18 protein-coding genes are annotated in these 19,835 nt (G+C 63.1%); 7 read left to right on the forward strand and 11 right to left on the reverse strand.

The window, feature by feature from the left end:
• Positions 1-14 precede the first annotated feature (14 nt).
• Entirely contained in the window at positions 15-1,085 is a 1,071-nt protein-coding gene (locus tag DIE15_RS03080; protein ID WP_124832332.1) for a VOC family protein, read from the reverse strand.
• 9 nt (positions 1,086-1,094) lie between these two features.
• Positions 1,095-2,765, reverse strand: a complete 1,671-nt coding sequence (locus DIE15_RS03085; protein WP_124832373.1) for a bifunctional 3-(3-hydroxy-phenyl)propionate/3-hydroxycinnamic acid hydroxylase — start codon at positions 2,763-2,765, stop codon at positions 1,095-1,097.
• Positions 2,766-2,927: 162 nt separating this feature from the next.
• Between DIE15_RS03085 and DIE15_RS03090 the strand changes: the two genes are divergently transcribed.
• Positions 2,928-3,674: a TetR/AcrR family transcriptional regulator gene (locus DIE15_RS03090; protein WP_124832333.1), complete on the forward strand. Its 747-nt coding sequence runs from the start codon at positions 2,928-2,930 to the stop codon at positions 3,672-3,674.
• 45 nt (positions 3,675-3,719) lie between these two features.
• Here the strand turns inward: DIE15_RS03090 and DIE15_RS03095 are convergent, their stop codons facing one another.
• The 8 genes from DIE15_RS03095 to DIE15_RS03130 all read right to left on the reverse strand — a co-directional run bounded on the left by DIE15_RS03095 (position 3,720) and on the right by DIE15_RS03130 (position 12,162).
• The gene (locus DIE15_RS03095) at positions 3,720-4,445 is read right to left on the reverse strand and encodes an OmpW family protein (RefSeq protein WP_124832334.1); all 726 of its coding nucleotides are present in this window, start codon (positions 4,443-4,445) and stop codon (positions 3,720-3,722) included.
• A gap of 55 nt (positions 4,446-4,500) precedes the next feature.
• Positions 4,501-5,547: an amidohydrolase family protein gene (locus DIE15_RS03100; protein ID WP_124832335.1), complete on the reverse strand. Its 1,047-nt coding sequence runs from the start codon at positions 5,545-5,547 to the stop codon at positions 4,501-4,503.
• Between the two features lie 134 nt (positions 5,548-5,681).
• Complete coding sequence (gene dmpG / locus DIE15_RS03105) at positions 5,682-6,695, reverse strand: 4-hydroxy-2-oxovalerate aldolase (RefSeq protein ID WP_124832336.1); 1,014 nt, start codon at positions 6,693-6,695, stop codon at positions 5,682-5,684.
• 11 nt (positions 6,696-6,706) lie between these two features.
• Entirely contained in the window at positions 6,707-7,654 is a 948-nt protein-coding gene (locus tag DIE15_RS03110; RefSeq protein ID WP_124501095.1) for an acetaldehyde dehydrogenase (acetylating), read from the reverse strand.
• Entirely contained in the window at positions 7,651-8,460 is an 810-nt protein-coding gene (locus DIE15_RS03115; protein ID WP_124501094.1) for a 2-keto-4-pentenoate hydratase, read from the reverse strand. Before DIE15_RS03115 ends, DIE15_RS03110 begins: the two co-directional genes overlap by 4 nt.
• Before the next feature lie 25 nt (positions 8,461-8,485).
• The gene (locus tag DIE15_RS03120; RefSeq protein WP_124832337.1) at positions 8,486-10,249 is read right to left on the reverse strand and encodes a bifunctional 3-(3-hydroxy-phenyl)propionate/3-hydroxycinnamic acid hydroxylase; all 1,764 of its coding nucleotides are present in this window, start codon (positions 10,247-10,249) and stop codon (positions 8,486-8,488) included.
• Positions 10,246-11,256, reverse strand: coding sequence for a VOC family protein (locus DIE15_RS03125; protein WP_124606221.1), 1,011 nt, complete (start codon positions 11,254-11,256; stop codon positions 10,246-10,248). Before DIE15_RS03125 ends, DIE15_RS03120 begins: the two co-directional genes overlap by 4 nt.
• Positions 11,257-11,271: 15 nt before the next feature.
• Positions 11,272-12,162 carry an alpha/beta fold hydrolase gene (locus tag DIE15_RS03130; protein ID WP_124501091.1) on the reverse strand — a complete coding sequence of 297 codons (891 nt, stop codon included), beginning with the start codon at positions 12,160-12,162 and terminating at the stop codon, positions 11,272-11,274.
• Positions 12,163-12,289: 127 nt separating this feature from the next.
• Between DIE15_RS03130 and DIE15_RS03135 the strand changes: the two genes are divergently transcribed.
• A complete protein-coding gene (locus DIE15_RS03135; RefSeq protein WP_124606219.1) occupies positions 12,290-12,997 on the forward strand; it encodes a TetR/AcrR family transcriptional regulator in 708 nt (235 codons plus the stop codon).
• Between the two features lie 59 nt (positions 12,998-13,056).
• Here the strand turns inward: DIE15_RS03135 and DIE15_RS03140 are convergent, their stop codons facing one another.
• Complete coding sequence (locus DIE15_RS03140) at positions 13,057-13,935, reverse strand: GntR family transcriptional regulator (protein WP_124501136.1); 879 nt, start codon at positions 13,933-13,935, stop codon at positions 13,057-13,059.
• A gap of 393 nt (positions 13,936-14,328) precedes the next feature.
• Here DIE15_RS03140 and DIE15_RS03145 point away from each other — a divergent pair, with 393 nt between their 5' ends.
• The 5 genes from DIE15_RS03145 to DIE15_RS03165 all read left to right on the forward strand — a co-directional run bounded on the left by DIE15_RS03145 (position 14,329) and on the right by DIE15_RS03165 (position 19,672).
• Positions 14,329-15,252, forward strand: a complete 924-nt coding sequence (locus DIE15_RS03145) for an amidohydrolase (protein ID WP_124832338.1) — start codon at positions 14,329-14,331, stop codon at positions 15,250-15,252.
• 34 nt (positions 15,253-15,286) lie between these two features.
• Entirely contained in the window at positions 15,287-16,657 is a 1,371-nt protein-coding gene (locus DIE15_RS03150; protein WP_124832339.1) for an NAD-dependent succinate-semialdehyde dehydrogenase, read from the forward strand.
• A 27-nt stretch (positions 16,658-16,684) separates the two neighbouring features.
• On the forward strand, positions 16,685-17,110 hold the full coding sequence (locus tag DIE15_RS03155; RefSeq protein WP_124832340.1) for a cupin domain-containing protein: 426 nt from the start codon (positions 16,685-16,687) through the stop codon (positions 17,108-17,110).
• Positions 17,111-17,125: 15 nt separating this feature from the next.
• Positions 17,126-18,199 (forward strand): isocitrate/isopropylmalate dehydrogenase family protein, encoded by a 1,074-nt coding sequence (locus DIE15_RS03160; protein ID WP_124832341.1) that lies wholly within the window; start codon positions 17,126-17,128, stop codon positions 18,197-18,199.
• 174 nt (positions 18,200-18,373) lie between these two features.
• Entirely contained in the window at positions 18,374-19,672 is a 1,299-nt protein-coding gene (locus DIE15_RS03165) for an MFS transporter (protein WP_124606234.1), read from the forward strand.
• Positions 19,673-19,835 lie beyond the last annotated feature (163 nt).

Genomic DNA, 19,835 nt, shown 5'->3' on the forward strand with positions numbered 1-19,835 from the left:
TCTGAAATCGAATGTCACGCGAAGAGCTTTGCGAGAGTGCGCAATTTCGCGAATGTCAAATCGGGGCTTCGGCGCAGATTGCGCACGAGCGCCGCGATGCTTGACGGCGTCAGCTTCGGCTTCGTGAAGCTGCGTGGCATCGCAGGCCCCCACTGCGCCATTGCCTCTCGGCTGACTGCATGGATACCCATCGGCATTTCGGCCGTAAACAGGTCGCCGTCACAATAGTGTTCGTGCTTGTCGCCCCAGGGGTCCTGCCAGTAATCGAATATCTGGCTGCCAAGAATGTGCCGGCCGATTCCCCATGCATGTTCCCAGCCGCTCTCCCGCAGCACGCGTTGACCACCGCCGATCGCGTCTGCGTCCACCAACTCGAACGCACTGTGGCTGTACAACGGCGCGAACCCCTGAGCGAGCGCAAGCGTATGGTGATCGGCAGGTCGTGCGCCGAGGTCGAGCCGCATGAAGGTGACAGCCGGCGACCCGTCCGGCAGCACCTGCACGTCGCTCGGAATGAAGCCGAAGTGGTGCGTATACCACGCACATGTGGCCTGGAAATCCGCTAGCTCGAGCACCACGTGCCCAAGGCGAATTACTTCGGATGGGCCAGCGGGAGGGCGCTGCGTCTCATTGATCCGCACGGCGGCATCCACGGAATTCACCGCAAGCGGCGGGCGGTGCGACAAAGCGCCCGCGAGCGCCCGTCCGGCGACCGCGTCGACACGAAACCCCGACGGATCGGCGAGCTGCACGCGATAGCCACCACCCGGCCACAATGCCCGCTCGATACCAGACGCACCCGGCACGCATGCCAGCCTTTCGAGCGCCGACAATCCGTCGACTTCGAGACCGAAGCCGACGAAGCGAGGCTTCTCGGCCCATCGCACCGCATAGCAGAACGGTGTCGCCGCGGTGCCCCTGAGAAAGATCCACTCGCTGTCCCGCGATACGGTGCGCAGCCCGAAGTCGTTCAGAAATTTCTCGGCCCGGTCGAGATCGGGACGTTCAAACAACAGGTAGGCCAGTGCCGACGCCTTGGTCGTCGGATTCGAATGGCGAGCCGGTTGTGCGGTCGTGAGCTTCATGCGTAACCCTCAGGCGGACGGACGGGTGGACGGAATGGACGAGGCCGATACACCGGTCGGTGCGCCGATCAGCGACAGCGCCTCGCGTACGATGCGGTTCGCGTCGGACGCGGGACCGTCGTGCAGGATCGTCTTGTCGGGTCGCACCACCGTCGCCCAGCCAAATGGCACCGCGCGCGGCATGAAGACCCCTTCGAGATCCTCCCAACAACACCGTTCAGCGCGATGCAAGCGCTGCCCTCGATGCGCGATCTGGACGACCGCGCCGCCCGCGGCCTTCAACGCCGTAAGCACCGCCGGATCAAGCATGGCACCCACGTCGGCACCGAACCCGATCAGCACGACACGCGCGCCGAACACATCGTCGCTCAGCCTAAGGTCGCCATCGCGACCCCGCACCCAGCCCTGGGGAAGCACCGTGCCTCGCGCGAGTCGCGTTTTCGAACGACCGGGAACGAACAGGCCGCGACGAAATGCGTTCTTCGGCTTGATGCCGAGTTCATCGAAATGCGCACGCAGCGGCGGCACGAGCCGCATCAGCCGCATCAGGCCATGCGTCGCCAACGCAACGCCCGCGTTGCGCGGCATCACCAGCTTGCCCATCAATTTCGCGAGACCGATCATCGCCGTCACGTGCGGACGCCGCTCCTGATCGTACGTATCGAGAATGCGTGGCGCGGCACGTCCCTGAATCACCGATGCGAGCTTCCAGCACAGGTTCGCGGCGTCGCGCAGCCCCGCAACGAGCCCCTGCCCGACGAACGGCGGCGTGATGTGCGCGGCGTCGCCGGCAAGAAACACGCGCCCCTGGCTGAATGCCTTTACCGTCCTGGCGTGGAAGCGATAGACGGCCTTGCGCTCGATCTCCATGTCGTCGAGGCCACCCCATGGGGCGAGCAATTCGCGAATGCGGGTATCGGACTCCATCTCGGCACGCGTTTCACCGGGACGCAGCATGAACTCCCAGCGCTCGCGCGCGCCGGGCGCCATCATATGCGGCGTCGGCCGCCGGTGATCGCAGATGAATTCGACGTGATCGATCGGCTTGCGCACGTGACGCGCATCGACGATCAGCCAGTCTTCCGCGAACGTCTTGCCGTCGAACGCCTGGCCGATTAGTTGCCGTACGAGCGAGCTCGCGCCATCAACGCCGACGACGTAGCGTGCGCGCACGTGATGACGATTCGCCTCCGCGGTTTCCAGCGTCGCAACGACATGGTCGCGCTGCTGATCGAGCCCGGCGAGCGTCGTATCGAATGCAGTCTGCACCGTATCGCAGGCGGCGAGCCGCGCTCGCAGACAACGCTCGAGATCGGGCTGGTAGAAGGTGACCAGCTTTGGGTGGCCGTCGAGACTGCCGAGCGTGTTGACTCGCCCGAATTCGCCGAGCCAAGGCGACCTCATGCGCACGTACGGGATTGCAACGGTCTCGAAGTCGGTATCGGCGACTCCGGCGAGCTGCAGAATGCGCAGCGCCTCGTTGTCCAGCGCGATCGCGCGCGGCGCCGTGAATATCCCCGTGGCCTTGTCGATCACCAGCACGCGTACGCCATCGCGCCCCAGCAGGTTAGCGATCGTCGCGCCCACGGGCCCGCATCCCACGACCAACACATCGACGCTCGACGGTAGCGCACAAGTCCCCGCACCCGCCGTGCCGACGTCGCCACCGTCCCGCCCCATCCCGATTGCTGAACCCACTGCCACCATCGCTCCGTCTCCGTTCGACACAGACCGCGACAGTGATTCGCCGCTTACATGACATTAAAGTCATAGTTGATAATTTTGTCAATTATGATGTTTGAACGTATACTCCAAACCAGATCCAATCTGGCGGAATACCCTATGTCGAATGCTTTATCCCGGAAGACCGGCACCTCGCCTGCTGAGGTCACGGCCGACAAATCCCCCCCGGCACGCGAACCGCGCGGCGCGCGGCGCAAACGCGAAACTCGGTTACGGCTACTTGAAGCCGCACTGCGGCTGATGGCGGAAAAAGGCATGGAGGGCGTGGCGATCAATGAAATCACCGAAGCGGCAGACGTCGGGTTCGGCTCCTTCTATAACCACTTCGAATCAAAGGAAGCGATTCACGCTGCATTGTCCGAGTGGGTGTTCGACGAATTCGCCGATACGCTGGATCGTCTCGGTGCCAACCTGACCGATCCAGCAGAAGTGATTGCTGTGTCCGTCCGGCACACGCTTCTGCGCGCGCGGCGCGAGCGGGTCTGGGGGCGTTTCCTGATCCGCGAGGGCTTGTCTGCCCGAATACTGACACGAGGTTTAGGCCCCCGACTCGAGCGTGATCTGCAAAAGGGAATCCACGCAGGCCGCTTCGGCGTGGACGATCCATTGATGGCACTCGTTTCGGTCGGCGGAACGGTGCTTGTGGCAATTGCCGCCGAACTGAATTTCGGCGCGGGCGACGAATCGGCCCCGGACATACTCGCAGCGATCGGCTACAGCAGGGATCGATTCGCGGAACGCGCTGCAGCAGCGGTGCTGCAGACGCTAGGTATTTCGCGTGACGAGGCGGTTCAAATTGCGAATCTGCCGCTGCCAAACGTGGCAGTGGAGTCCGCACCCGAGTAAAAAGCTCGCCAGAGCACGGATGTTCCCTCAAACGCACGGCTTCTGTCAGAAGCGATAGCCAAGCGACACGAAAGTGATGATCGGATTGATCTTCACTTTCGTCGTGCTCGTGACGGTACCGACCGGGGAACGTGTCGTGAGCGTAGCTTTTGTGGACAGCCACACGTATGCAGCCGACACGCCGACTGACCAGTGCGAATCGATGTTGTACGTCAGCCCTGCATTGACTATCGGCGCAAACGACTTACTGAGCGAGACAGAAGTCGGCCCTTCAAGGCGCGTGCCGAGCGTCGGCGAATAGAGGAATTGGCCGGTTGCAACCTGATTGCTCAAGTCGATGCCCTTGAACCAGAGGTACGCTCCACCCGCGCCGACATAGGGCCGGAAACGTGCTGACGGTTCACCAAAATGGTATTGTGCAAGGATCGTTGGGCTCCACGCGTGTGCCGTCCCGAGCTCTCCGAGTCCCGCGAGCGTCCCGGTACCGTTGAGATGCAGCTTCGGCGGAACACCCAGTATCGTCTCTAGCGCAATATGATCCGTGATGAAATAGGTTGCCGTGAAGGCGGGCGTATCGGCATCCGACACGCTGGCGCCGCTTCCCGCGACCGTGCTCGAGTGACCGAGCGCATTGACCGTCATCGGCTGACTGGAATCCTGGGGGGCAAGGTGCAGCCAGCCGGCATTAATCATCCATTGCCCTGCTGATTGCGCATGTGCTGCGGGAATAGCCGCGATCGACAAGAGAATTGCCGCGCTCGTACGCTTCATGACGTCTCCGAATGTTGTGATAAGGGCGCTTCTGTTTTTGTGGGGCCGACAGTGCTCAGCGATTCCTGAGCCGGTCGATCAGTCGGACGCTCGCGCCAACGGCGGCCCGCCTCAGTGATATCAGTGGCCCGACCTCGCGCGTCGGCGCGCTGGCAACCGCTCCACCCAAGCGGGAAAACAACCGAAGTGCATTTCCGGTATCGATCTCCAAACGCGCGTCGGCATGCCAGATGGGAGAATGCTCAAGGGCGTCGCATTGCATTGCCGTCGCCGGTGCGGGCGCAAACGGGAAGTCGCTTCCGAACAGGATTTGCGACGGGCCGACCAGTTCACGCAGCGCCGCCTGCGGAAACGCAGCGGGCGAAAGCGCGGTATCGAAATAGAATCGACGGATGTAGGTCAGCATCCCGGATGGCATGGCCGATACGAACTCTGGAAGCAGATTGGCGAGGGAGAGTCTCCACGCGACGTACGGAAGAAAGCCACCCGCGTGCGCGAGAATCCAGCGGATATTCGGGTAACGTTCGATCGTCCCGGTCAGGATCAGGTTCAGGGCCGCCCGTGTCGTGTCGCACAGGAACTCGATCAGGAAACCGGGCGCGATTAGTCCGAGCTCCTCGCTCGACCGATGCAAGTTGGGATGCACGAACACGACAGCACGCCGGCGGTCGAGTTCCGCCATCAACTCGTCGAATTCGGACGAACCCAGGAACCGGCCTTCCGTACTGCCGAGTAGGACGATGCCGTCGGCTTTCAGTACGTCGAGCGCATGGATGGCCTCTTTGCATGCGTGCTCGGTAAACGGCATCGGTAGCACGGCAAATGAGCCAAAACGATCAGGGTGCCGCTCACGCAATTCAGCAGCGTATTCGTTGCACGCACGAGCAAGCGAACATGCATCTTCAAGGTTTCCGAAATAGACACCCGGAGCCGAGATCGACAGCAATGCGACCCGAATCGCATTCGCATCCATCACGTCCAGCGACGCATGTTCGCTCCATGCCGGCAACTCAGCGCCCGCAACCTTTTTCAGACCATGCCTGGACATGGCTGCCTGATAGACCGGTGGCACGAAGTGGTGATGAACATCGATACGGTTCATCTGGTTCTCCAATCATTTACCATTAGATATGCACTACAAATTAATTTGAATGGTTCGTGTGTTCATGATCGATCGTTGGCGCGCGCCTGTCCGATCGCGCCGCCCGCGTGAGCGGGCTGCATGAACCTATGCCGCTATACGGATTCCCTCAAAAGATCCAGTGCGACGTCAACGATCATGTCCTCTTGGCCGCCGACCATTCCGCGGCGGCCGAGCTCGACGAGTATGTCCACTGTTTTGAGGCCGTACTTCGCCGCGGCCCGTTCCGCGTGACGCAGGAAGCTCGAATACACGCCGGCGTAGCCCAGTGCGAGCGTCTCGCGATCCACGCGCACCGGACGATCCTGGAGCGGTCGCACGATGTCATCCGCCGCGTCCATCAGACGGTAGATGTCGGCGCCGTGTCGCCAACCCAGACGGCTCGCGGTCGCGACGAATACCTCAAGCGGTGCATTTCCGGCGCCAGCGCCCATGCCAGCGAGGCTTGCATCGATCCGGTCGCAGCCCTCTTCCACCGCGACAATCGAATTCGCGACACCGAGGCTCAAGTTGTGATGCGCGTGGATGCCCGTCTGCGTTTCTGCCTTCAGCGTGTCCTTGAATGCCCGCATCCGGTCGCGGATGTCATTCATGTTCATCGCACCACCGGAATCCACCACGTAGCAGCAGGTGGCACCATAGCTCTCCATCAGCCTTGCCTGTTCGGCCAGCGCTCGAGGGGCCTGCATGTGGCTCATCATGAGGAAACCCACGGCCTCCATCCCGAGTTCCCGCGCATACTCGATATGCTGGCGGGAAATATCGGCTTCGGTGCAGTGGGTGGCGACACGAACGATTCGCGCACCGGCATCGTATGCAGCTCTCAGGTCGTGTACCGTGCCGATTCCTGGTAGCAACAGTGTCGCGACCTTCGCATGCGTGACGGCACTAGCCACGGCTTCAATCCATTCAACGTCGGTATGCGCGCCGAACCCGTAATTGAAGCTGCCGCCTTGGAGTCCGTCGCCATGCGCGACTTCGATCGAATCCACACCGGCCGCATCGAGCGCCGCAGCGATCTGTCTGGCTTGCGCGAGGCTATACTGATGACGAATTGCATGACTGCCGTCGCGCAACGTCACGTCCGAGATATAGAGCTTCTTGTCCATCAGGTCGGAACTCACTGTTGATTGGCCACTAGACGGGCCGCGACCCGTTCTGCCGTTGCCTTAGCTGCACTCGTCATGATGTCGAGGTTGCCAGCATAAGACGGCAGGTAGTGCGCGGCGCCCTCCACCTCGAGAAGAATCGAGGTCTTGAGACCGACCATCCGTTCGCCGACGCCGGGTATCCGGATTGGCCGGTCTGCCTCGATGCGATCGAACTGAACACGTTGCTTCAGGCGATACCCGGGTACGTACGACCGAACGGCTTCCGCCATCGCCGTCACCGAGTCCGCGATCTCCCGTTCGTCGGCAAAATCGCTGAGCGTGTACACCGTATCGCGCATCATCAGCGGCGGCTCGGCCGGATTGAGCACGATGATTGCCTTCCCTTTGACCGCGCCACCTACCACTTCGATTGCCCGTGACGTCGTCTCGGTGAATTCATCGATGTTGGCACGCGTGCCCGGCCCAGCACTCTTGCTCGAGATGGATGCGACGATCTCGCCGTAGTGCACTTTCGCGACCCGCGATACCGCAGCGACCATGGGAATGGTGGCTTGACCACCGCAAGTCACCATGTTGACATTTAGCTCATCGAGCCGGTGCTCTCCGTTCACAACCGGAATGCAGTACGGCCCGATCGCCGCCGGCGTCAAGTCCACGACGCGAATACCGGGTTTGACGGTGCGCAGGAATGCATCGTTATGCGTATGTGCCGTGGCCGACGTCGCGTCAAAAACGATATCGATTTCGCTGAACACCGGCATGCGAGTAAGCCCTTCGACACCCTCATGCGTCGTCGCAACGCCCAGGCGTGCCGCCCGCTGCAGTCCGTCCGATGCCGCGTCGATCCCCACCATCGCGCCCATCTCGAGATGGATGCCGTGGCGCAGGATCTTGATCATCAAATCGGTGCCGATATTCCCGCTGCCGATAATGGCGACTTTCAATTTCTTGCTCATCGATCCAGCCCTCGTCCGATACGGCAGCTAACACTGCCCAGCGCGCCGATCTGCGCATGAATCGCGTCTCCTGCAACAACTGGGACCATCGGACCCAGCGCGCCCGATAGAATCACGTCGCCCTCACGCAGGATTTGCCCGCGCTGCGCCATCATTCGGGCCAGCCAGTACACCGCACGTACCGGATGACCAAGGCATGCTGTACCCGTTCCGGTCGAAACGGTCTGTCCGTGGCGAGTCATCGACATGCCAAGTTCCCCAAGGGAAATTCCTCCGAGTGAGACTGGCTGATTCCCGAGCACGTAGAGACCGCAGGATGCGTTGTCAGCGACCGTATCCTCGAGTGCGATCCGCCAATCCGAGATCGCGCTGTCGACGATTTCCAGTGCGGGCAGTGCATAGGCGAGTGCCGAAAGCACTTGCCCATAACTCGGCGCTTCATCTGCTATGTCTCGCCCGACGACGAACGCCACTTCCGCCTCGATCTTCGGTTGCATCAGTCGGCTCAGCGGCACCTCATCGCCATCCAGATATTCCATGTCATCGAACAGCACGCCGAAATCGGGCTGATCGACCCGCAATTGCTGCTGTACCGCAACCGACGTCAGACCAACCTTCTTGCCGATGATTCTCCGGCCATCGGCGACCCGGACAGCTGTATTGAGTTCCGCGACGGCATACGCCGCTTCGAGACCGGCAATGCCGAACCGCGCGGCGATCGGGTCGATCGGCGTGCGTGTTTCGCGTGCATTACGCAGTGCGTTCGCAGCCGCCTGAACGGCTGCTTGGTCGAATGAATGGGACATGGAAGGGGAAACCTGAAATCGTGGATCAAGCCGCTCGGGCGACGGCCGGCGAGGTCTTTGAAGTGCGGGCGAATTCATCTCCCGCTCCTGATCGGAATCCGAGTTGATCTCGAAGCTGCCGAATCGTCTGGTCGAGTTCGCCGACGGGAACGACAGCAAACGCGAAACGGTCGGGTCTCAAAATGGCAACGGCTTCCGTTCTGAAACCTGCCTTCCCGAACCACGCGATCATCTCCCCTCCGATATCCTCGACTTCAGCGACCCCGATCGTGTTGTCCCGATTGACACTCTCGAGCCCCTGCGGGCGGCCGCCGTATGGGTACATCGTGACGCTGCGGGCCGAGAGTGCACTGAGGGTCGCCCGCGACACATCATTCATGCAACGGGATGGATCGACGTTCAGTCCGATCAGCGCAAAACCATGGCCGAGCAGATCATCCAGTTTTCTCCGGTCGCCGTTAAAAAGACGCACCTCGGGTTGTGGAACCAACGCCCCCTCGGGGCCACGCCGGTGACGACGCGGCAAACCCAAGTAGGCGTTCTTTCGATAAACGGGCATCGGCTTGAAGCCGCCCTCCTGAAACCAGCGCCTGAGCGGCGGAATGGCGCGAATGATGCCGAGCGAGGCGTCCCGCAGCAGCGTTGCGGACAGACTGCGCGCCGACACGACGTCCTTGAGAAGGACGGACGTATCGATCATTGCCTTCGCATGTGTATGTCGTTCCGACTGGTACGTGTCGAGCAACGCCTCGCCCGCGAGGCCCCGCAATACAAGGTCGAGCTTCCAGCCGAGGTTGTAGGCATCGCGAACGCCCGAACTTGCACCCTGCCCCATGAACTGCGGCGTCATGTGGGCGGCATCGCCGCCGAGCAGCACGCGTCCGACCCGCCACTTCGACGCGATAAGCGCGTTGAACGTATAGACGAGTTTGCGCTTGACCACGAACTGGTCGGGGTCGACAAACATAGAAAGATATTTCCTGACCGTTTCCGGTCGCTCCATGTTTTCCTTCGTTTCACCCGGCATCAGCATGAATTCGAACCGGTGGAATTTACCCGGCTGAACACAGCTCACGACTGGCAGCTTCGGATCAACGACAAAATTGAAATACGGCAGGTGACGCAACGCGTCGGTTCCCGGCTTGCGTTCGAGGTCCACCACGAGCCACGGTTCCGGAAAGCTCTTGCCTGACATCTCGATGCCAAGCTTCGTGCGAACGATGCTCCGGCCTCCATCGGCGCCCACTAGATAGCGCGCCCGTAGCGTCCTGATATCGGAGTCGCCATCCACGCGCGCGAGGGCGTCAGTACTGTCACTGAACCGCGCTTCACGTGTCGTCTGATGCGTAACGCTCACACTGTCAGTGTCCTGTACGAAATCGACAACCTCTCGGCCGCGGCGCACCTCGACGTTGGGGTAACGTGCGAGCGTCTCGGCCAGCGTCGTCTCCAGGTAAGGCTGGTAAAAGAAGTTGATCACCGGCCAGCCGAATGGCCGCTTCCGCGGCATGTACTGAGTAAGCGGCGTTCCGTCGCGTCGAACGAGTTGGACCGGTGTCTCCATCATCATCCGCGACTGCACCTCGTCAACCACATTGAGATGCTGAAAGATCCGCATGCACTCGTCGTCTGTATAGACGGCTCGTGCGTTGCCGTAGAACACGGGTTCACGTTCGAGCACGACGACTTGGTGACCGGCCTGGCCAAGCATGTGCGCGAGGATGAGGCCGGTCGGTCCCAATCCTACGATCGCGACATCGCACGCATCATTCGGATGCGTTCCGTTCATGACTGCTCTCCTTGTACAGAAAATTCCGGACGCACCAGGGAAGCGAGCGCGCGACGAACACGGCCGAGCCTAACTCCCAGGTTGAGGTTTTCGGGACGATGCCCCCACAGACTGATGCCCTGATAGACCGTCGGCCGCCACGTCCGCTCGTCGACGACGATCGGATTCCATCCGAGTTCAATCTCGAAACCCGATGGCGTCTCGACATAGAAAGAAAGTTCGCGATCGTTTGGATGCTGGCCGATCGCATTGGCGATTGGATAACCCATCGCACGGCACCGCAGATAGGCCTGCGTCACATCGTCGATCGACGCGCACTGGAGATTCATGTGGTGAATCTGCGTGCGCAGCGGGTTCAGGCGAATGCCGCGCGTCGATGCAGTCGCGAACGAATGGTGTCGTTCGTTGAATCGCAGGAAGGCGAAATCGAGGTTCAGACCGTCGATCTTGTCTTCAATTTCGTCGGACAGGCGCGCATCGAACACCTCCTTCCAAAACGTCTGCATCACTTCGGGTTGCCGGGTCGTCACGGCGACGTGCCCCATCCCGGAAGCGCCGGTCACGAAACCCGTAGCCTTCATTTGCAGAGGTTGTTCGCCAAAAACTGCGGTCGTGAACAGTTCGGTGCGCAGTTTCTTCGGACCCGCGAAGTACCAGAACCGCTCCACGCCACGCATCGCGGCCTCATCGCGGCTCCCTTCGGCGACGCGAATCCCGCGTGCGGACATGCGTGCGATGGCAAGCTCGAGCGCAGCCTCGTCATCCAGTTGCCATCCGATCGCAATGACGTCTTCCGCTGCGCCGTCGCGAATAATCAGGCGGCGCTGATGCGCATCAATTCGGCATGCGACGACCCGCGTATCGGATGTATCGACATGCAGACCAAGCCCCTCGGACGCGAACGTCGACCATTCGCGAAGCCGGACCGATTCGGCCAGCAGGTAGCCCATTCGCACCCGGCCGAACAGGCTGTTTATGGTTGGCCGCGGACTAACGATAGTAGGCATGACATCACACTCCGCTTATCGAGACGCGGCTGCGCGTGCCTTGGCATCGCTCTGCGCCAGGAACGCCAGCACGGCGGCATTGAATTCGTTCGCCCGCTCCCATTGAACCCAGTGACCGGTATTGCTGAACATATATGAGTCGCAGTTCGGCATGCGTTGCTGGAGCGCACGCGCGCCGCTTGGACGGTTGACCTTATCGTCAGCTCCCCACAACACGAGTGTCGGATTGCGCACCGACGCCAGTCGCGCGTCTCGCGTGAAGTCGATCTTGCTGAACTTTGGAATACCCTTCGGGCCAAGCAGCGGGGGGCTCGCGACGACCTCCGGGTCGATACTGGCCTGAAAGCGCTCCTGGATCACAGCTTCCGGCACGAGGTTACCGTCGAAGACCAGATCACCTCGAATGAACTCAGTGAGTTTCTCGAGGCTCGGGCCGGAGCCCTTGTAGTAGTTCAGCAAACGCTTGAGGCCAGGAGTCGGAATCTGCCGCGTCGTATTGACGCCGCCCGGCCCCATCAGCACCAGTCGATCGATCGCATTGGGCCGCTCTAGCGCCATGCGCAACGCGCAGGCCCCCCCGAGCGAATTCCCGATCGCATGCGCATGTCGGACGCCGAGCGCATCGAGCAACCCGAGCATGCTCGCAGCCAAGTCGCCGAATGGATCGTTGCGATCGACACCCTTGGTCGACTTGCCGTATCCGGGCATATCCGGCACCAGCACCCGGTAATGACGAGCAAGCGCTTCAATGTTGCGCGCGTAATTCGACACACCCGATGCACCCGGTCCGCCACCATGCAACATCAGGACGGCGGGCCCTTCGCCCGCTTCCGCTAGAAAGATTCGCCGGGCGCCGACCCGAACGGTGCGCTGGTTCATTGCATGCGTGATGGACGGGATATCCATGGCGTCGATTGCTCCTGATTTCGCGAGGGTTGATTCATTGTAATGAGATAGTTGTCATTATGACAATACTATCGTTTTTACCTACCGATGACTCTGACGCCCCTCGTCCGCACCGTATAATCGGCACATGAGTGAATCCACGACCATTGACCATCGGACCCGCGTGGCGGCCCAACGCCGCGAGCGGATGCGTGCGCGGCTGATCGAAAGCGCGATGCTGGTTTTTGCCGAAAAAGGGGTCGGTGCCAGTGTCATCCAGGACGTCATTGCGGCAGCCGATGTGTCGCAGGGCACCTTCTACAACTACTTCCGAACGAACGAGGAACTACTCGAGGCGGTGACGCAGGAACTCAACAATGAGTTGCTTCGCCTGATCGAGACGGAAGTAGGCGCGTACGAAGATCCGGCCCGAAGAATCGCGTGCGGCGTGCGGATGTTTCTTCATGCCGCACGCGCCTATCCACTGCTGGCCCGGTTCATTTCAGCGGCCGGCCTGCATGCCGCCGGCCCCAGCAGCCTGATATACGTGTACCTACCGGTCCACATCCAGCAAGGACTGGCGGCCGGCAGGTTCCAGGGCGTCACGGTCGAGCTGGCGCTCGACGTGATCGCCGGAATCGCGCTGACCACAATCCAACGCTTCACCGACAACGGTGAAATGGCTGAAGAGCCCGAACAAATCGTGGCAGCAATTCTGCGGGGCTTGGGTGTTGAAGGAGAGGAAGCGCGGACGCTTGTGCTTGGCGAACTGACACCGATCACGCCGCCTGAAACGTCCTTACTAGAGCGCGGCCGCATGCGCGCGGAGAAGGAGCCCGACGCCGAGTCGGCGTGATTGCGCGAGCGCATTTGCGCTAAAGATCTGCGCTGGACCTCAATACTTGGCGGCACATATCAACCGGAAGTCTTCTCCCGCACCGCGTTGTGCAGATGCAACTTCATGAAATCGGCCGCCGCCTCGCGCTGATCGGTGATCAACAGATCGATCAGCGTCAGGTGTTCGCGACATCGACGCTCCGCCTGGTCGCGATCGACCGCCTTGCGGTACTCCATCAGGCGACGCAACCGGTCGAGACGACGCAGGCCGTCGAGGATGAAGACATTGCCCGAACACGCGGCGATCGTCTCATGCAGCCGGCTGTTCGCATCGAACAGCGCGGCCGGCGACGCGGTGCGCGCGCCGCCGTTCGCGAGCGCTTCCTGCTCGACGCGGCAGCGCATCAGCGCATCGCGGTCGACGCGGAACGTCGGCTCGAGGATCCCCGCCGCCTCGATCAGAAGCCGGTACCGGTAACCCTGTCGATAGGTCTCCGCGGACGTCAGCACCGACTGGAACATCCAGCCGTGCCCCGGCCGTCGTTCGATCCATCCCTCCTGCACCATCCGGCGCAGGATCGCGTTCAACTGCGCGCGCGTCACGCCGTAGCGGCGCATCAGCTCGTTCTCGGTCACGCGATCGGGGAGCTTGCCGGCGAGCCGGTCCTCCGCGATTGACAGGTAGGTGTCTTCGTCCGCGGCGGTGTCCGCCAGCTCCGGTGAATCGACCGCGTCGAGCGGCGCAGCGCTTTCGGCGACCGCATAACCGCCGTCGGGATGCGGCATCACGACCGCGCGAGCGGCCAGCCGCTTCAGCGCCTCGCGCACCGGCGAGCGCGACACGTTGAACTGCTCCGCCAGCGAACGCTCCGGCAAACGCGTGCCGGGCGCCATGCCGGAATTGGAAATGTGCTGATGAATGTTCGACGCGAGCACGTCGGCGAGAGCGCGGGTCATGGAAGGCGGGGTGGATCACGAAGGACGACCGCATCGTACCACAGCGGCCACATGGTCCTATGCAGCAACACCAGACCACACATTCAACCATGTCGGCAGCACCAAAGGTCCCCGCAGCAGCCTCCAATAGGTCAATTTACAGCAAAACTCGCCCATCCAATCGAATCGGCACAGGAATTCGCGTTTACCCTTGCTGGCATTTTGGAATATCAAAAAACACTTTACATGGTCTTTTGAGTTATTAAAATACCAGCCATTCCAACCAGCTCATCGCTCAAGGAGACCCATGTGCAGCGCAGGCATCTACTCGGCGCAAGTCTCGCGGCAATCGGCGGCCTCGCGCTGCCACGCCCGGGTTCTGCCGCTTCGTCATCTGACAGTGCAGGAGCAGCGATGAGCGTCGATTCGCAGGACTACCCAACGCGTCCGCTCGCCCTACTGCCGCCAGGGAGTTGCGACTGCCACGTGCACCTGTTCGACGCGGCGCGCTTCCCGTTCGCGCCGAACCGCTCGTACACGCCGGGGAGCGCACGCGTCGCCGACCTGCTCGCGTTCGAGTCGCGGCTCGGGATCGAGCGGATCGTGCTGGTCCAGCCGAGCGTGTACGGCACCGACAACGCAGCCCTGCTCGCGGGCCTGCGGGAACTCGGGCTGCATCGCGCACGCGGCGTCGCGGTCATCGATCCTCACACCGCAACGCATGCCGAACTACAGGCGCTGCATGACCGGGGCGTGCGTGGCATCCGGCTGAACCTGCAGGTGCGCGGCGAGCGCGACCTGTCCGTGGCGTCGGCCCAGTTGCGGCGCGCGTCCGATGTGGTCGCGCCGCTCGGATGGGCAGTCCAGATCTATGCGGACCTGGACGTCGTCGCGGGTCTCGCGTCAGACATCACCCGACTCGACGCCCCCGTCGTGCTCGACCATTTCGCGGGCGCGCGCGCCGACAAGCTGCTTGGCCAGCAGGCCGCGTTCGCGACCGTCGTCGATCTCGTGAAGCACGGCAACGCGTACGTGAAGCTGTCCGCGCCGTACCGCGCATCGCGGCAGGCGCCGCAGTTCGACGATCTCGCGCCGATCGCACGCGCGCTGATCGACGCGCGCCCCGATCGCATGGTGTGGGCGTCGGACTGGCCGCACACCGGCAGCGCCGGCAATCGCGATGGCGACCTCACGCGCATCGAACCGTTTCGCCGCGAAGACGCCGGCGGCGCGCTGAACCAGTTGCTGGGATGGACGGATGCCGCTGCGTTGCGTCAGCACATCCTCGTCGACAACCCCGCACGGCTCTATCGATTCGCCGAACAACCGGCCACCTGAACCCTTTCTCTCCACGAACACGGACACGAACACCATGTTTCGCACCTTGAATCCCGCCACGGAAACCATCGTGGCCACCTTCGACGCCGACTCGCCCGCACGGGTCGAGCAGGCACTGGCCGACGCGAGCGCCGCGCAACGCCGCTGGGCACGCGAACCGCTCGCCGTGCGAGCAGCGACCGTCGCGCGCATCGGCGACGTGCTGCTGCGCCGCAAGGCCGAGCTGGCCGCGCTGATCACGCTTGAAATGGGCAAGCCGATCGCCGAGGCGGAAGCCGAAGTGGACAAGTCCGCGTGGACCTGCCACTTCTACGCCGAACACGCGGCGCAGTATCTCGGTGACGAAGCCGTCGCGAGCAACGCGAGCGAGAGCTTCGTCGTGTACGACCCGCTCGGCGTCGTGCTCGCGATCATGCCGTGGAACTACCCGCTGTGGCAGTTCATCCGCTTCGCAGCGCCCGCCCTGTGCGCGGGCAACGGCGCGATCCTGAAGCACGCGGGCAACGTGCCGCAATGCGCGCTTGCGATCAACGCGGTATTCGCCGACGCGGACGTGCCGGCCGGCCTCGTCGCCTCGCTGCTGATCGAGCCGGACCACGTCGCTCGACTGATCGACGACCCGCGCATCGCGGCCGTCACGCTGACCGGCTCGACCGCGGTCGGCAAGCTGGTCGCGGCCCAAGCCGGACGCGCGATGAAGAAGCAGGTGCTCGAACTCGGCGGCTCCGATCCGTTCATCGTGCTCGCCGACGCCGATGTCGAGGCGGCCGCGAAGGCCGCGGTGAAGGCGCGCTTCTCGAACACCGGCCAAAGCTGCATCTCGTCGAAGCGCTTCATCGTCGACCAGAAGATCGCGGATCGCTTCGTCGAGCTGTTCTGTGCCGGCGTCGCGCAACTGAAAGTGGGCGATCCGACCCAACGCGACACCACGATCGGACCGATGGCGCGCGCGAACCTGCGCGACGAACTGCATCGCCAGGTCGAGCGGACCGTCGAGGCCGGTGCAGTGCTGAAGGCAGGCGGCGAGCCGCTGCCCGGCCCCGGCTTCTTCTATGCGCCGACGGTGCTCGACCACGTCGCGCCGGACATGGCCGCCGCGTGCGAGGAAACGTTCGGCCCGGTGGCCGCGATCCTGCGCGTCGACGGCATCGAGCAGGCGATCTCGCTCGCGAACGCGACGGAATTCGGGCTCGGCGCCGCGCTGTGGACCACCGACCTCGACGCCGCGCGCCAGCTCGTGCGCCGGATCGAAGCGGGCGCGGTGTTCGTCAACGGCCTGGTCGCATCGGATGCGCGGCTGCCGTTCGGCGGGATCAAGCAGTCGGGCTACGGCCGCGAGCTCGGCGCCGCCGGCATTCGCGAATTCACCAACATCAAGACGGTCTGGTTCGGTCCGGCCCGCTGATTTCACGATTCGATTCAGGAGTCCTTCATGATGATCATGACCCCTTCCGGCGCAGCGCTGCTGCAACCCGACAACCTGCCGACCTACGACCGCGGCGGCGGCGCGAGCACCACGCCGCTGGTCGGCAAGTCCGTCGGCTCGGACAGCTTCATCACCGGCTACACGTCGTTCGCGCCGGGCGTCGAAATCCCGTTTCACAGCCATAACTGCCAGGAAAGCGTCGTGCTCGTGGAAGGCGACGCGATCCTCGACATCGACGGGCTCGAGTACCGGCTCAAGCCGCTCGACACCACCTTCATCCCGCCGAACGTGCCGCACCGCTTCCGCAACGTGTCGAGCACCGCGCCGATGAAGATCCTGTGGATCTACGCGCGCACCGATGCCACGCGCACGCTCGCCGACAGCGGCGAGACGCGGGCCGTATCGGCCGAACACCAGACCTCTTCGAAATAACCCGAGCGAATCATCATGCGCATTCTCGTTCTCCCCGGCGACGGCATCGGCCCGGAAATCATCGCGGCGTCGATCGACGTCCTTGAACAGGCCGATCGCCTGTTCGATCTCGGCCTGCAATACGACTACGAAGACGTCGGCTTCGCGAGCCTGGACAAGCACGGCACGACGCTGCGCCCCGAAGTGCTGGAACAGGCGAAAGACTACGACGGCCTGATCCTTGGCACGATCTCGCATGCCGACTATCCGCCGCCCGCCCAAGGCGGCCGCAACGTGTCGGCCGCGTTCCGCTGCGACCTTGACCTGTACGCGAACGTGCGTCCGTCCCGCACGCGGCCGTTCCTCACGTCGAACATGCGCGAAGGCAAGCGCATGGACCTCGTGATCATGCGTGAGGCGACCGAAGGCTTCTATCCGGACCGCAACATGCACCTCGGCTGGGGCGAGATGATGCCGTCACCGGACATGGCGCTGTCGGTGCGCAAGATCACGCGCCACTGCAGCGAGCGGATCGCGCGCCGCGCATTCGAACTCGCGATGAAGCGCAAGAAGAAAGTGACGGCGATCCACAAAGCGAACAGCTTCCACATGACCGACGGCCTGTTCCTCGAATCCGTGCGGCACGTGGCGAAGGACTTCCCGGAAGTCGAGCTCAACGACCTGCTCGTGGACGCGTCGACGGCGCATCTGGTCCGCGCGCCGGAACGCTTCGACGTGCTCGTCGCGACGAACTTCTACGGCGACATCCTCAGCGACCTCGCCGCCGAACTGTCCGGCAGCCTCGGTCTCGGCGGCTCGATCATGGCCGGCGATGACCTGTGCTGCGCGCAGGCACAACACGGCTCCGCGCCCGACATCCAGAACCAGGACAAGGCGAACCCGACGTCGATGATCCTGTCGGTCGGCATGCTGATGCGCTGGATCGGCGAACACCGGAGCAAGCCGGCGTTCATCGCCGCGGCCGATGCGATCGACGCAGCCGTCGATGCGGTGCTCACGAACCCCGACACGCGCACCGCGGATCTCGGCGGCACGATTGGCTGCAACGCGTTCGGCAAGCAGGTCGCCCACGCACTGCGCGCCGCCTGAGCCAACGGGAAGCCGAGCGGGCCGTACGACCGCGGCCCTGACGACAACACACCGGAGACACATTCGACGATCGCCGCGACCGGGCCGATGCGCATGCGATGGCGCATCTCGCCCGGCAGCGCTGCGCCTGTGCACGTCGGGATCGTCGAAGAATCGATCATGCATTCCGAATCAATGACGATTGACACGGCATCCGTTCCCGACGCGAACCGGCAAGCCGTCCGGCAGCGTGCACTGCGCAAGAACGCGTGGCGCCTGCTGCCGCTGCTGACGCTCGCGTTCGTCTTCAACTATATTGACCGCACGAGCGTCGGCTTCGCCGCACTCACGATGAACCACGAGCTCGGGCTGACCCCGACGCAGTTCGGCTGGGGCGCGGGCATCCTGTTTGCCGGCTATTGCCTGTTCGAGATCCCGAGCAACCTCGCGCTGTACCGCTACGGGGCGCGCCGCTGGCTCGCTCGGATCATGATCACCTGGGGCATCGCGGCAACCGCGACGGCGCTCGCGCAGGGGCCGGCCAGCTTCTACGTGCTGCGCCTGCTGCTCGGCATTGCCGAGGCCGGCTTCTTCCCGGGCGTCACGTTCTTTCTCGCATGCTGGTTCCCCGCGCAGTACCGCGTGCGCGTGCTGGCGCTGTTCATGCTCGGCGTGCCGCTGTCGTCGGTCGTCGGCGGCCCGATGTCGGCGGCGCTGCTGAGCCTGAATGGCGTCGCCGGGCTGCACGGCTGGCAGTGGATGTTCATCGTGCAGGGCCTCCCCGCGGTACTCATCGGCATCGCGGTGCTCGTCTGGCTGCGCGACGATCCGAAGGATGCGTACTGGCTCACGTCCGACGAGCGCAGCGAACTCGTCGCGATGCTCGCCGAGGAACCGCGCGAGAAGCCGAAGAAGGCGCTGTTCGCCGCGCTGAAGGACGGCCGCGTGCTGCTCCTCGCGGCGATCCAGTTCGGCTTCGTACTCGGTTCGTACGGCGTCGGCATCTGGCTGCCGATCATCCTGAAGAGTCACGGGCTCAGCCTCGCATCCATCGGGTTGCTGTCGACCGTGCCGTATATCGCCGCGGTGGCTGGAATGATGATCTGGGCGCGCGCGGTTGACCGCAGCGGCCGCAAGATATTCCATCTGTGCAGCGCATGCCTGTTGGGTGGGCTCGGTCTCGCGCTGTCGGCCGTCGCAAACGGCGTGGTGCTGGAGATGGTCGGCCTCAGCCTCGCGGTGGTCGCGGTCAGTTCTGCCCGCGCAATCTTCTGGACGATTCCGACACGCTTTCTGACCGGCGTCGCGGCAGCGGGCGGGCTCGCCTTCATCAACTCGATCGGTACGCTCGGCGGCTTTGCCGGCCCCTACCTCGTCGGCTTCCTGAAGCAGTCGACCGGCTCGTTCGCTGCCGGGATCTGGGCGATGGCGGCGATTCTCGCGGTGTCCGCCGCGTTGTCCGTGTCGCTGAAGCTGCTGATCAGGAAGGCGTGACGTCATTTTCGGCTTCGCGGGAACCGCATGCGACCACCGCGCAGCCGACTTCCGGTATCGTTGCCGGATGCGCCGTCCACGGCGCACGTCGCATCACGATCCGTTCGCATCATTCACCCCCAATGGAGCATCAATGATTCTGGAAATGGCATCGCTCGACATC

Source organism: Burkholderia sp. Bp9031 (genome assembly GCF_003857965.1).
GTDB lineage: Bacteria > Pseudomonadota > Gammaproteobacteria > Burkholderiales > Burkholderiaceae > Burkholderia > Burkholderia ambifaria_A.

What these genes read in the sequence shown, in the direction of transcription:
- DIE15_RS03080 (WP_124832332.1), bottom strand. Translation starts at nt 1,085, where the DNA reads ATGAAGCTCACGACCGCACAACCGGCTCGCCATTCGAATCCGACGACC.
- DIE15_RS03085 (WP_124832373.1), bottom strand. Translation starts at nt 2,765, where the DNA reads ATGGGGCGGGACGGTGGCGACGTCGGCACGGCGGGTGCGGGGACTTGT.
- DIE15_RS03090 (WP_124832333.1), top strand. Translation starts at nt 2,928, where the DNA reads ATGTCGAATGCTTTATCCCGGAAGACCGGCACCTCGCCTGCTGAGGTC.
- DIE15_RS03095 (WP_124832334.1), bottom strand. Translation starts at nt 4,445, where the DNA reads ATGAAGCGTACGAGCGCGGCAATTCTCTTGTCGATCGCGGCTATTCCC.
- DIE15_RS03100 (WP_124832335.1), bottom strand. Translation starts at nt 5,547, where the DNA reads ATGAACCGTATCGATGTTCATCACCACTTCGTGCCACCGGTCTATCAG.
- dmpG (WP_124832336.1), bottom strand. Translation starts at nt 6,695, where the DNA reads ATGGACAAGAAGCTCTATATCTCGGACGTGACGTTGCGCGACGGCAGT.
- DIE15_RS03110 (WP_124501095.1), bottom strand. Translation starts at nt 7,654, where the DNA reads ATGAGCAAGAAATTGAAAGTCGCCATTATCGGCAGCGGGAATATCGGC.
- DIE15_RS03115 (WP_124501094.1), bottom strand. Translation starts at nt 8,460, where the DNA reads ATGTCCCATTCATTCGACCAAGCAGCCGTTCAGGCGGCTGCGAACGCA.
- DIE15_RS03120 (WP_124832337.1), bottom strand. Translation starts at nt 10,249, where the DNA reads ATGAACGGAACGCATCCGAATGATGCGTGCGATGTCGCGATCGTAGGA.
- DIE15_RS03125 (WP_124606221.1), bottom strand. Translation starts at nt 11,256, where the DNA reads ATGCCTACTATCGTTAGTCCGCGGCCAACCATAAACAGCCTGTTCGGC.
- DIE15_RS03130 (WP_124501091.1), bottom strand. Translation starts at nt 12,162, where the DNA reads ATGGATATCCCGTCCATCACGCATGCAATGAACCAGCGCACCGTTCGG.
- DIE15_RS03135 (WP_124606219.1), top strand. Translation starts at nt 12,290, where the DNA reads ATGAGTGAATCCACGACCATTGACCATCGGACCCGCGTGGCGGCCCAA.
- DIE15_RS03140 (WP_124501136.1), bottom strand. Translation starts at nt 13,935, where the DNA reads ATGACCCGCGCTCTCGCCGACGTGCTCGCGTCGAACATTCATCAGCAC.
- DIE15_RS03145 (WP_124832338.1), top strand. Translation starts at nt 14,329, where the DNA reads ATGAGCGTCGATTCGCAGGACTACCCAACGCGTCCGCTCGCCCTACTG.
- DIE15_RS03150 (WP_124832339.1), top strand. Translation starts at nt 15,287, where the DNA reads ATGTTTCGCACCTTGAATCCCGCCACGGAAACCATCGTGGCCACCTTC.
- DIE15_RS03155 (WP_124832340.1), top strand. Translation starts at nt 16,685, where the DNA reads ATGATGATCATGACCCCTTCCGGCGCAGCGCTGCTGCAACCCGACAAC.
- DIE15_RS03160 (WP_124832341.1), top strand. Translation starts at nt 17,126, where the DNA reads ATGCGCATTCTCGTTCTCCCCGGCGACGGCATCGGCCCGGAAATCATC.
- DIE15_RS03165 (WP_124606234.1), top strand. Translation starts at nt 18,374, where the DNA reads ATGACGATTGACACGGCATCCGTTCCCGACGCGAACCGGCAAGCCGTC.